This window comes from Nitrosomonas ureae (assembly GCF_900108305.1).
GTDB lineage: Bacteria > Pseudomonadota > Gammaproteobacteria > Burkholderiales > Nitrosomonadaceae > Nitrosomonas > Nitrosomonas ureae_B.
Genome location: NZ_FNUX01000038.1, coordinates 1 through 12,529, shown reverse-complemented (window position 1 = coordinate 12,529; position 12,529 = coordinate 1). Strand labels below are relative to the sequence as shown.

The following is a 12,529-nucleotide window of genomic DNA, read 5'->3' as shown; positions in this document are numbered from 1 at the left end:
AGAACGACAGACGTGACGGGAGCGATAGAATTGCCTGCGGGAACGGAGATGGTGATGCCTGGGGATAATGTTTCGGTAACGGTAAACTTAATAGCACCAATTGCGATGGAAGACGGATTACGCTTTGCGATACGTGAAGGCGGAAGAACCGTCGGTGCGGGCGTCGTTGCTAAAATTATTGAGTGAATATATTTGCAGAAAGACTGAAATAATAATTGTTTTTACATCGCTATAACTCCAGTAATGTTTCAGATAATAGGCCAGTAGCTCAATTGGCAGAGCGTCGGTCTCCAAAACCGAAGGTTGGGGGTTCGATGCCCTCCTGGCCTGCCATATAGGTAATTAGCGGAATTTTTAGCTAGAAAGTAGTTATAAAAAAATAATTCAAGTAAAAATTTAAACGACCATAGATATTTTGAGAGTGTTTTTGTAAGGTATAAGGGATTCAAAAAGTGAATAAATTAAAGCTTGTGCTTGCAGTTTCTTTTGTTTTGGCAGGTGTCGCTGGATTTTTTTATTTGAATGAAAGCGCTATGGTTATTCGTGTCTTATCTATATTGGTGGGGATATTGTCAGCAGCCATTATTGCTAAATTTACGACTCAAGGGCAAGACTTTTATTCTTTTTGTAAAGAGTCCTCTGAAGAGATAAAAAAGGTCGTATGGCCGAATCGTAAGGAATCCCTTCAGACATCTGGCGTAGTGTTTGCTTTTGTTGTTGTGATGGCTTTATTTTTATGGCTTATCGATGCGGCTTTGATGTCTCTTGTGAAGCTTATGATGAATCAAGATGCTTAAGTTCCTCTGAGGAAAGAATGAGTATGAAATGGTATGTGGTTCACGCTTATTCAGGGTATGAGAAAAGTGTGCAGAGAGCATTAAGAGATCGTATCGATCGGGCTGGCATGCAAGATAAATTTGGTCAAATTTTGGTGCCAGTGGAAGAAGTGATTGAAATGAAAAGCGGACAAAAGAATATTAGTGAACGAAAATTCTTTCCAGGGTATGTTTTGGTAGAAATGGAAATGTCTGATGATACTTGGCATTTGGTCAAGAATATAGACAAGGTGACAGGGTTTGTCGGTGGATCAGCGATGAGGCCAACACCAATAAGTCAAAAGGAAGTAGATAATATACTCCACCAAATCCAAGAGGGCGTGGAGAAACCAAAGCCAAAAATCCTATTTGAAATAGGAGAAGCTGTTCGTGTTAAGGATGGTCCATTCACTGATTTTCATGGCAATGTCGAGGATGTTAATTACGACAAAAGCAAACTCAGAGTATCGGTATCAATTTTTGGTCGACCTACACCGGTGGAATTGGATTTCAATCAAGTTGAGAAATCCTAAATAGCGTCTCTTCTTGAAATTAATAAACTGAAGAAAGTTATGTGAGTATTGATTGGTGTATATAGATAACTGGGGAGAGTGATTTATCACTCGTTTAACCCATAAGGAGAGCGTAGTGGCAAAAAAAATAATTGGTTATATTAAATTACAGGTGCCGGCAGGTAAGGCTAATCCAAGCCCGCCAATTGGCCCTGCATTAGGGCAGCGGCAGTTAAATATTATGGAGTTTTGTAAAGCGTTTAACGCGGCTACGCAGAAAATTGAGCCGGGATTGCCCGTGCCGGTAGTAATTACTGCTTATGCTGACAAAAGCTTTACATTTGTCATGAAAACTACACCTGCATCGGTATTAATAAAGAAAGCTGCCGGGATAAGTAAAGGAAGTGCTAGGCCACATGTAGATAAAGTTGGGAAATTAAATCGTAATCAGGCAGAAGAAATAGCAAAAGCAAAAATGCCGGATTTAACCGCAGCGGACTTGGATGCTGCTGTGCGCACTATAGCAGGAAGTGCGCGCAGCATGGGTATAGAAGTAGAGGGTATATAAAATGGCACGTTCATCAAAGCGCTATATAGCCATAGCAGAGAAAGTTAATCGCAATAAAGTATATCAAATCGATGAAGCACTTGGACTAGTTAAGGGAGCAGCTACGGCCAGATTTGATGAGTCAATTGATATTGCAGTAAATTTAGGGATAGATGCGAAGAAATCCGATCAAGCAGTGCGTGGATCGGTAGTTTTGCCCGCAGGAACTGGAAAAATAGTTCGTGTTGCAGTCTTTGCACAGGGAGATAAAGCTAAAGAAGCCCAGGAAGCGGGGGCAGATATTGTAGGATTTGAAGATTTGGCAGCTGATATCAAGGCGGGAAATATTAATTTTGATGTTGCAATTGCAAGTCCAGATGCAATGCGTGTAGTCGGTCAATTAGGTCAGATCTTAGGGCCTCGCAGTCTGATGCCAAATCCAAAAGTAGGAACTGTGACTGCAGATATTGCGAGTGCTGTTAAGAATGCTAAAGCCGGACAAATACAATTTCGAGCTGACAAAACGGGTATTATTCATTGTACGATTGGACGAGCATCATTCGAAATAGACGCATTAAAACAGAATTTGAAGGCATTAGTAGATGCGCTTAATAAATCCAAGCCAGTCTCATCAAAGGGTGTTTATCTAAGAAAAGTATCTGTCTCTAGCACCATGGGTATCGGTGTCAGAATAGATCAAACAAGTATAATGCAGCAATAAAAACAGAACTTTGTGGGCTACTAAATATAAAAATATATGTATTTAGTAGGTTGTCAAAGACCGCTGGGGTATGCAAATAATAATCTGATTGTGACTTTATTTGAAATACTTAAAATTTTTTACTGAATGAGAAATAAAAGAAATTTTATAGATCACCTCAATTCAGATGAAGACCCAGCGTAGATGGTGAACCCAAAACAGGAGTCTTGTTTTTCCTGGTTTAAGGTTGCCAATTTGTAGTACTTGGAAGTGATTAATTTAATTACTCTAAGTGTTATTTTTACAGATGGAGAGTGAACCTTGAGTCTAAATCTTGAAGAGAAAAAAGCTATAGTAGCTGAAGTGAGCACTCAGATAACTAATGCTCAAGCTATTATCATTGCAGAGTATCGAGGATTAGAAGTTGGTCAATTGACTCAGCTAAGAGCAAAAACTCGTGAATCAGGAATTTATTTTCGCATCATAAAAAATTCATTAGTTCGTCGTGCTGTTGCTGATACACCTTATGCTGAATTAGCCAAGCATATGGTGGGACCTCTTGCTTATGGCATAGGTACCGATCCAGTAGCAGCTGCAAAAGTATTGCATGAATTTTCCAAGGGGAATGACAAATTCGTGATCAAAGTGGGTGCAATAGGAGAGCAGGTAATATCACGTGATGAAATTACTGCACTAGCTGCATTACCGAGTCGTGATGAATTGTTATCTAGACTACTGGGAACAATGCAAGCACCTATAGCCAGATTTGTTCAAACGCTAAATGAAGTACCAACGAGATTTGTGCGTGGTTTAGCAATGGTGCGTGATAGCAAATAGCTTATCAGTTTCTATTTTATACAATAGCTTAATACAGGAAATTACCAGGAGATAATTATGGCCGTAACGAAAGACGAAATATTGGAAGCGATTGCAAATATGACAGTGCTTGAATTGTCAAAGTTGATTAAAGAAATGGAGGAGAAATTCGGAGTGTCTGCAGCGGCTGCTGCTGTTGCAGTTGCTGCTGCACCTAGCGGCGGCGGTGGAGCTGCGGCTGAGGCAGAGCAAACTGAGTTTACCGTGATTTTGTCATCCGCCGGCGAAAGCAAAGTGAATGTTATTAAAGTAGTAAGAGCAGTAACGGGTCTAGGTTTGAAAGAGGCAAAAGATTTAGTTGATGGAGCACCGAAACCTGTTAAGGAAGGTGTGTCCAAAGATGAAGCAGATTCAGTTCAGAAGCAGTTGGTAGAGGCTGGCGCTACTTGCGAAATTAAGTAAAAGAGAGGTATAAATTTTATAGGGCTGGTGGGAAGAGATTAAAGCTGCCAGCCTTTGATATTTTGACCATCTGAGGTGTCGTTTTTTTGGCATTTCAGCAATTGATAGTTATTTGACTTCAACTATTCAACCCTCAGTCTTCTTCTTTCGGAGAAAACTCATGAGCTATTCGTTCACAGAGAAAAAACGTATTCGAAAAAGTTTTGCCAAACGCGCGAGTGTTTTACCAATTCCTTTTCTACTTGCAACTCAGATAGAATCCTACGCGGCTTTTCTACAGGAAAATGTTGTACCGAGTAAACGTCGAACCCAAGGATTACAGGCCGCTTTTAATTCAATTTTTCCGATTGAGAGCCATACCAAAAATGCACGCCTAGATTTTATAAGCTATGAGCTTGGTTCGCCAGTATTTGATGTAAAAGAGTGTCAGCAAAGAGGATTAACTTATGCATCACCTTTGCGTGCAAGGGTAAGACTGACAATTATGGATAAGGAAATATCCAAGCCGACTGTTAAGGAAGTCAAAGAGCAGGAAGTTTACATGGGTGAAATTCCTTTGATGACGGAGACGGGATCTTTTGTTATCAATGGGACTGAACGTGTAGTTGTTTCTCAATTGCATCGTTCTCCTGGAGTATTTTTTGAACATGATCGTGGTAAAACTCATTCTTCGGGAAAATTGCTATTTTCTGCACGGATTATTCCATATCGTGGATCATGGTTAGATTTTGAGTTCGATCCAAAAGATTGTTTATATTTCAGGATAGATCGTCGCCGTAAAATGCCTGTAACTACGTTATTGAAGGCAATTGGTTGTACTTCTGAGCAAATACTGAAAGAGTTTTTTATTTTCGATTGCTTTCATTTTTCAGATAAAGAGATACGGTTTGAGCTCGTGCCGGATCGCTTGCGTGGAGAAGTGGCAAGTTTCGATATTCTTGCCAAAGGCAAAAAAATAATTGTTCAGAAAGATAAGCGGATTACAGCCAAGCATATTCGAGAAATGCTAGAAGCTAAAATTGATCAATTAGAAGTTCCTGAAGATTTTTTATTGGGAAGAATATTGGCGCAAAATATAGTCGATCCAGATACTGGTGAAATTATAGCGCTTGCCAATGATGAAATCAGTGAAGAAACGATAGCGAAGTTCCGCACAGGAAACGTAAAGAAAATTAATACGTTGTATGTTAATGATCTTAATCATGGCGCATATATTTCTCAGACATTAAAAATTGACGAAACAACCGACGAAATGAACGCGCAGATTGCAATTTATCGCATGATGCGACCTGGTGAGCCGCCGACAGAAGATGCGGTTAAAGCTTTGTTTGCGGGGTTGTTCTACTCGCCAGAGCGGTACGATTTGTCCGTAGTGGGCAGGATGAAGTTTAATCGTAGGGTGGGAAGAACCGAATTGACAGGATCACCAACGCTATCGAATGAAGATATTATCGCGGTGATCAAGATTCTGGTAGAGCTGAGAAATGGGCGCGGAGAAATAGATGATATTGATCATCTTGGAAATCGACGCGTACGTTCAGTTGGTGAGCTGGCGGAAAATCAATTCAGATCCGGATTAGTGCGCGTAGAGCGCGCGGTCAAAGAACGTTTGAGCCAGGCAGAATCAGAAAATTTAATGCCTCATGATTTAATTAATGCAAAACCGGTGTCTGCAGCAGCTCGAGAATTCTTTGGATCCAGTCAGCTGTCACAATTTATGGATCAAACGAATCCATTATCTGAAATAACACATAAGCGTCGCATTTCAGCATTGGGGCCTGGAGGATTGACTCGGGAAAGAGCTGGTTTTGAAGTGCGTGATGTGCATCCAACACACTATGGTCGGGTATGTCCAATCGAGACGCCAGAAGGACCTAATATTGGCCTTATCAATTCATTGGCGCTATATGCACGAACTAATGAATATGGATTTATAGAAACACCCTATAGCAGAGTAAAGAATAGTCAAGTGACTGAGGAAATTGATTATTTATCGGCAATTGAGGAAGGCAATTTCATGATTGCTCAGGCTAATGCTGAGCTTGATCATAATCATCGATTGATCAGCGAGATTGTGTCTTGCCGTCACAAAAACGAATTTGCACTGTCGTCACCTGATCGTATTGAATACGTGGATGTGGCGCCGGCACAAATTGTATCGGTGGCGGCATCACTGATACCGTTTTTAGAGCATGATGATGCAAATCGTGCATTAATGGGTTCAAATATGCAACGTCAAGCCGTTCCCTGTTTGCGTGCGGAGAAGCCGCTCGTAGGCACAGGAATTGAGCGGGTTGTGGCCGTGCATTCCGGTACTACTGTCCGGGCTAAACGAGGAGGAATCGTTGATTATGTGGATGCAGGTCGGATTGTGGTACGTGTGCATGATATCGAGACGCACATGGGAGAGGTTGGGGTTGATATTTATAATCTCATAAAATATACACGTTCAAATCAGAATACAAATATTAATCAGCGTCCTTTAGTTAAGGTTGGTGATAGTATCAGTAAAGATGATGTTATCGCTGACGGTGCATCCACTGATATGGGCGAACTTGCGTTAGGGCAAAATATGTTAGTGGCATTTATGCCGTGGAATGGATATAACTTTGAGGATTCTATTCTGATTTCAGAGCGGATCGTGGCGGAAGATCGTTTTACTTCTATACATATAGAAGAATTATCGGTTGTGAGTCGAGATACCAAGTTAGGCACTGAAGAGATAACAGCTGATATTCCAAATCTATCTGAGTATCAGTTAGGACGTCTCGATGAATCAGGTATTGTTTATATTGGTGCGGAAGTTGAAGCAGGAGATGTTCTGGTTGGCAAGGTCACACCAAAAGGCGAAACGCAATTAACACCGGAAGAGAAATTATTGCGCGCTATTTTTGGTGAGAAAGCATCAGATGTAAAAGATACTTCGCTGCGGGTTCCATCAGGCATTTCGGGAACTGTAATTGACGTGCAAGTATTTACCCGTGAAGGTATTGAGCGGGATAAGAGAGCTCAAAATATTATTGATGATGAGCTTGATCGCTACAAAAAAGATTTGGCGGATCAGATGCGTATTGTGGAAGAAGATGCATTTTCTCGTCTTGAGCGCTTATTGATAGGTAAAGTGGTTACAGGAGGGCCAAATAAGCTGGCAAAAGGGAAAGAAATTACCGCCGAATATCTACAAAGCTTTGATCCGCATTACTGGTTTGATATCCGCTTGATGGACGAAGACGCGAGCATACAGTTAGAGCAAGTACGTGAGAGTATGGTACAAAAACGCAAGGCATTTGATGCTGCGTTTGAAGAGAAAAAGAAAAAGCTTACCCAAGGTGATGAATTGGCACCTGGTGTACAAAAAATGGTCAAGATTTACATCGCGGTCAAAAGGCGTTTGCAACCAGGAGACAAAATGGCAGGGCGGCATGGTAATAAAGGTGTTATTTCAAAAATTGTACCTTTAGAAGACATGCCCTATATGGCTGATGGAACGCCTGTCGATGTGGTATTGAATCCCCTAGGTGTTCCTTCTCGAATGAATGTAGGTCAAATTCTTGAGGTGCATTTAGGATGGGCAGCGAAAGGTCTCGGTAAAAAAATCGATGAAATGCTGAAGACACAAAAAAACGTAAATGAAATCAGAGATTTTCTAGATAATATTTATAATAAGAGTGGTAAGAAAGAAAATATTTCCTCTTTATCAGACAAAGAAATTTTATCATTGGCTGAAAATCTGATAGCTGGAGTTCCTTTTGCCACGCCAGTATTTGATGGTGCAACCGAGAAAGAAATCAAAGACATGTTGGAGCTGGCAGGATTACCAAGATCGGGTCAAATTACATTTTACGATGGCCGCACAGGGGAAGCTTTTGATCGACCTGTCACTGTTGGATATATGCATGTTCTGAAGCTTCATCATTTGGTGGACGATAAAATGCATGCGCGTTCAACAGGTCCTTATAGTTTAGTAACACAACAACCATTGGGCGGTAAAGCGCAGTTTGGTGGACAACGTTTTGGTGAGATGGAAGTTTGGGCATTGGAAGCATATGGAGCTGCATATACCTTGCAGGAAATGTTAACTGTCAAATCGGACGATGTCACAGGGCGTACTAAAGTTTATGAAAGTATTGTTAAGGGTGATCATAAAATTGATGCTGGAATGCCGGAGTCATTCAATGTGTTGGTAAAAGAAATACGTTCACTGGGTATGGATATCGATTTGGAACAAAATTAATCGTTTCAAGGATTGGATGGTTAGTTTAAAACCTATTCCGTCATGTATATTACATAAATTTTATCAAAATTTTATTGCCCTCTGATTTACAGGAGTGACAAATGAAAGCACTGCTAGATCTATTTAAACAGGTTACTCACAAAGAAGAGTTTGATGCCATCAAAATTGGCCTTGCTTCTCCAGAGAAAATTCGCTCTTGGTCTTATGGTGAAGTAAAAAAACCTGAGACGATTAATTATCGTACCTTCAAACCGGAGCGAGATGGCCTGTTTTGTGCCAAGATCTTTGGTCCAGTTAAGGATTATGAATGTTTGTGCGGAAAATATAAGCGGCTAAAGCATCGTGGTGTCATCTGCGAGAAATGTGGTGTTGAAGTAACTTTGTCGAAAGTGCGCCGTGAACGCATGGGACATATCGAACTGGCTTCACCCGTTTCACATATCTGGTTCTTAAAATCCTTGCCATCGCGTTTGGGTATGGTATTGGACATGACTTTGCGTGATATTGAACGAATTCTATATTTTGAAGCTTATGTAGTTACTGATCCTGGCTTGACGCCATTGACGCGCTGTCAGTTGCTGACCGAAGAGGATTACTTAATAAAAACAGAAGAATATGGAGATGACTTCAATGCCAGTATGGGTGCGGAAGGCATTCGTGATCTATTAAGTAATCTGGATATTAAAGCCGAGATCGAGAACCTGCGGCGTGAAATGGATAGTACGGGGTCGGAAACAAAGATCAAGAAAATCTCTAAGCGACTTAAACTGCTGGAGGCATTCAATAAGTCAGGGATAAAACCACAATGGATGGTTTTGACCGTGTTACCAGTCTTGCCGCCAGATCTTCGTCCTCTGGTGCCGCTCGATGGCGGTCGTTTTGCGACTTCGGATTTGAATGATTTATATCGCCGGGTTATCAATCGTAATAATCGGTTAAAACGATTACTAGAATTAAAAGCACCGGAAATTATTGTTCGTAATGAAAAGCGCATGTTGCAAGAAGCGGTTGATTCATTATTGGATAATGGTCGTCGAGGTAAGGCAATGACGGGTGCTAACAAGCGAGCACTTAAGTCATTGGCGGATATGATCAAAGGTAAAGGTGGGCGTTTCCGCCAGAACTTGCTAGGTAAGCGTGTGGATTATTCTGGTCGCTCAGTTATCGTTGTGGGGCCTCAACTCAAGCTCCATCAGTGTGGATTGCCTAAGAAAATGGCGCTCGAGTTATTCAAACCTTTTATTTTCAATAAACTGGAGTTAATGGGAATTGCCAGTACCATCAAGGCTGCCAAGCGCGAAGTTGAGAATGAAACTGCAGTGGTATGGGATATTCTGGAAGATGTAATTCGTGAGCATCCAGTAATGCTAAATCGTGCACCGACTCTGCATCGATTGGGTATTCAGGCTTTTGAGCCAGTTCTAGTCGAAGGTAAAGCAATTCAATTGCATCCATTAGTTTGTGCTGCATTTAATGCTGATTTTGACGGTGATCAAATGGCTGTTCACGTGCCACTTTCATTAGAAGCGCAAATGGAGTGCAGAACATTAATGATGTCTACCAATAATGTTTTATCCCCAGCTAATGGAGAACCCATTATTGTACCTTCTCAAGATATCGTACTCGGACTTTACTATACTACTAGGGAGAAAATGGGGGCTCGTGGTGAAGGTATGTTGTTTCAGGATGTCAGTGAAGTCTCACGTGCTTATGAAAGTAGGAATGTAGAATTAAATGCAAAAATTAAGGTTAGAATCAGAGAGTATGACATTAATGCAGATGGCGAGCGATATGAAAAAATTACTCGTTATGAAACAACGGTAGGAAGAACATTATTATTTGAAATTTTCCCTCCTGCACTTCCATTCTCATTGCTCAATAAAACATTAAAAAAGAAAGAGATATCGAAACTTATTAATGCAAGTTTTAGGCGTTGTGGCTTGCGAGAGACAGTGATCTTTGCTGACAAGCTTATGTATGCGGGATTTAGTTATGCAACGCGCGCCGGTATTTCTATTTGTGCGGATGACATGTTGATACCAACTCAGAAGAGCGACATTATTGCTGAAGCAGAACAAGAAGTAAAAGAAATTGAGGGGCAATATACATCGGGTTTGGTGACTCAAGGTGAGCGTTATAACAAAGTCGTGGATATTTGGGGAAGAGCAGGCGATCAAGTTGCCAAAGCTATGATGAATCAGCTTGGTGTAGAACCAGTACTTGACCCATCTAGCGGAAAGATTCAACTCGACGAGACAGGCACGCAGGTGACACAAGAATCATTTAATTCAATCTATATGATGGCGGATTCAGGTGCTCGTGGTTCAGCGGCACAGATACGCCAGTTATCAGGTATGCGTGGATTGATGGCAAAACCAGATGGCTCGATTATTGAAACACCAATTACAGCTAATTTCCGTGAAGGTTTAAATGTTTTACAATACTTTATTTCAACACACGGTGCCAGAAAGGGGTTGGCAGATACGGCATTAAAGACTGCTAATTCAGGTTATTTGACTCGACGATTAGTTGATGTTACTCAAGATCTTGTGGTTACGGAGGAAGATTGTAATACCAGTAGTGGCGTAGTTATGAAAGCTTTAGTGGAAGGTGGTGAAATTATTGAAGCATTACGCGAGCGAATTCTAGGTAGGGTTGTAGTTAATGACGTCATTAATCCTGAGAGTCAAGAAGTGGTTTTTGCATCGGGGGTATTGCTGGATGAAGATGCCGTAGATTTGATTGAATCCTTGGGTATTGATGAAGTGAAAGTCCGCACACCACTTACCTGTGAAACTCGATATGGTTTATGTGCGAAGTGCTATGGACGGGATTTGGGGCGTGGCACTCCGGTCAATGTGGGCGAAGCAATAGGGGTTATTGCCGCTCAATCAATTGGTGAACCAGGTACGCAATTGACAATGCGCACATTCCATATCGGTGGTGCAGCATCCAGAACTGCTGTGGTAAGTCAGGTTGAAAGCAAATCAAGTGGTACAGTACATTATTCTCCCACGATGAGGTATGTGACTAACGCCCAAAATGAGTTGATCGCTATTTCACGAAGCGGCGAAATCATTATTCAAGATGAGAATGGACGCGAGCGCGAAAGACATAAAGCTTCTTATGGTGCAACATTGTTGGTACGGGATGGTGAGATGGTTAAAGCAGGCCAGGTATTAACCACTTGGGATCCGCATACTCGCCCTATAATAACTGAATATACTGGGAAGGTACGATTCGAGAATATTGAAGAAGGTGTTACTGTAGCGAAACAAATTGATGAGGTTACTGGATTGTCGACCTTAGTAGTTATTGATCCAAAACGTCGAGGAATTATACAATCGAAGGGCTTGCGTCCACTAGTGAAGTTCTTAGATGATGATGGGAATGAAATAAAGATGTTGGGCAGTAATCAATCTGTGAGTATAACGTTTCAGATCGGTTGTATCATTACGGTGAGGGACGGGCAGCAAGTGAGTGTCGGCGAAGTATTGGCAAGGATTCCGCAAGAGACTTCTAAAACGCGTGATATTACAGGGGGGTTGCCGCGTGTGGCGGAGCTATTTGAAGCAAGAGCGCCGAAAGATGCTGGTATGTTAGCTGAGGTTACGGGTATTGTTTCTTTTGGCAAGGATACCAAAGGTAAGCAAAGGCTGGTTATCACTGATCTTGAAGAGATTGTGCATGAATATTTAATTCCAAAAGATAAACACGTAATGGCACATGACGGACAAGTAGTGAACAAGGGTGAAATTATCGTTGATGGACCGGCAGATCCTCGCGATATCTTGCGTTTGCAAGGTGTTGAAGCATTGGCGCGATATATTACAGATGAAGTCCAAGATGTATATAGATTGCAAGGCGTTAGGATAAATGACAAACATATTGAAGTTATTGTTCGTCAAATGCTAAGGCGAGTGCAAATTACTAACGCTGGTGACTCAACATTTATTCCGGGAGAGCAGGTGGAACGTGCCGATTTACTCGTTGAGAATGAGCGATTAATTGCCGAAAAGAAAATGCCAGCTACTTATGAGTTTATGTTGTTAGGCATTACAAAAGCATCATTATCGACGGATTCCTTCATCTCGGCGGCATCTTTCCAAGAAACAACTCGAGTATTGACTGAAGCGGCAATTATGGGCAAGAAAGACGATTTGCGCGGATTAAAAGAGAATGTTATTGTTGGTCGGTTAGTTCCTGCAGGTACAGGGTTATCCTTTCATAGCAAAAGAAGGAAGCAGCAAGGGAAAATACCTGAGATAAGTACTGAATCGAGTGTTTCAATCGATAGTGCTGTTTAGAATTGGTGTAGTGTTCGTGTAACGTTAATCTTGTAAACAGCTTGACAGTACAAGGTTGACTAAGTAGTCTAAGGGAGGTTGCTATCTGGTTGGGATTGGATAGTTAGAGTAGGATTTTACGAAGGAAAGGAGAGGG

General features: G+C 41.4%; 9 protein-coding genes and 1 tRNA gene. All 10 read left to right on the top strand.

The genetic code is table 11. The features are described from left to right. The coding region (locus C4S39_RS14190) for an EF-Tu C-terminal domain-related protein (RefSeq protein WP_445641272.1) at positions 1-186 on the top strand (186 nt) is incomplete at its 5' end. A 71-nt stretch (positions 187-257) separates the two neighbouring features. Then, positions 258-333: transfer RNA gene (locus C4S39_RS14185), tRNA-Trp, on the top strand. Positions 334-452: 119 nt separating this feature from the next. Then, positions 453-797, top strand: coding sequence for a preprotein translocase subunit SecE (gene secE / locus C4S39_RS14180; protein WP_103967604.1), 345 nt, complete (start codon positions 453-455; stop codon positions 795-797). A gap of 17 nt (positions 798-814) precedes the next feature. After that, a complete protein-coding gene (nusG, locus tag C4S39_RS14175) occupies positions 815-1,348 on the top strand; it encodes a transcription termination/antitermination protein NusG (RefSeq protein WP_103967603.1) in 534 nt (177 codons plus the stop codon). A gap of 115 nt (positions 1,349-1,463) precedes the next feature. Further along, positions 1,464-1,895, top strand: coding sequence for a 50S ribosomal protein L11 (gene rplK / locus C4S39_RS14170; RefSeq protein WP_103967602.1), 432 nt, complete (start codon positions 1,464-1,466; stop codon positions 1,893-1,895). 1 nt (position 1,896) lies between these two features. Next, positions 1,897-2,595 carry a 50S ribosomal protein L1 gene (gene rplA / locus C4S39_RS14165; protein WP_103967601.1) on the top strand — a complete coding sequence of 233 codons (699 nt, stop codon included), beginning with the start codon at positions 1,897-1,899 and terminating at the stop codon, positions 2,593-2,595. Between the two features lie 300 nt (positions 2,596-2,895). Further along, positions 2,896-3,411 (top strand): 50S ribosomal protein L10, encoded by a 516-nt coding sequence (gene rplJ, locus C4S39_RS14160; protein ID WP_103967600.1) that lies wholly within the window; start codon positions 2,896-2,898, stop codon positions 3,409-3,411. A 57-nt stretch (positions 3,412-3,468) separates the two neighbouring features. Beyond that, positions 3,469-3,852 carry a 50S ribosomal protein L7/L12 gene (gene rplL, locus C4S39_RS14155; RefSeq protein ID WP_103967599.1) on the top strand — a complete coding sequence of 128 codons (384 nt, stop codon included), beginning with the start codon at positions 3,469-3,471 and terminating at the stop codon, positions 3,850-3,852. Between the two features lie 160 nt (positions 3,853-4,012). Beyond that, on the top strand, positions 4,013-8,086 hold the full coding sequence (gene rpoB, locus C4S39_RS14150; protein WP_103967598.1) for a DNA-directed RNA polymerase subunit beta: 4,074 nt from the start codon (positions 4,013-4,015) through the stop codon (positions 8,084-8,086). A 101-nt stretch (positions 8,087-8,187) separates the two neighbouring features. Further along, the gene (gene rpoC / locus C4S39_RS14145; RefSeq protein WP_103967597.1) at positions 8,188-12,393 is read left to right on the top strand and encodes a DNA-directed RNA polymerase subunit beta'; all 4,206 of its coding nucleotides are present in this window, start codon (positions 8,188-8,190) and stop codon (positions 12,391-12,393) included. The last annotated feature ends 136 nt before the right edge of the window (positions 12,394-12,529 follow it).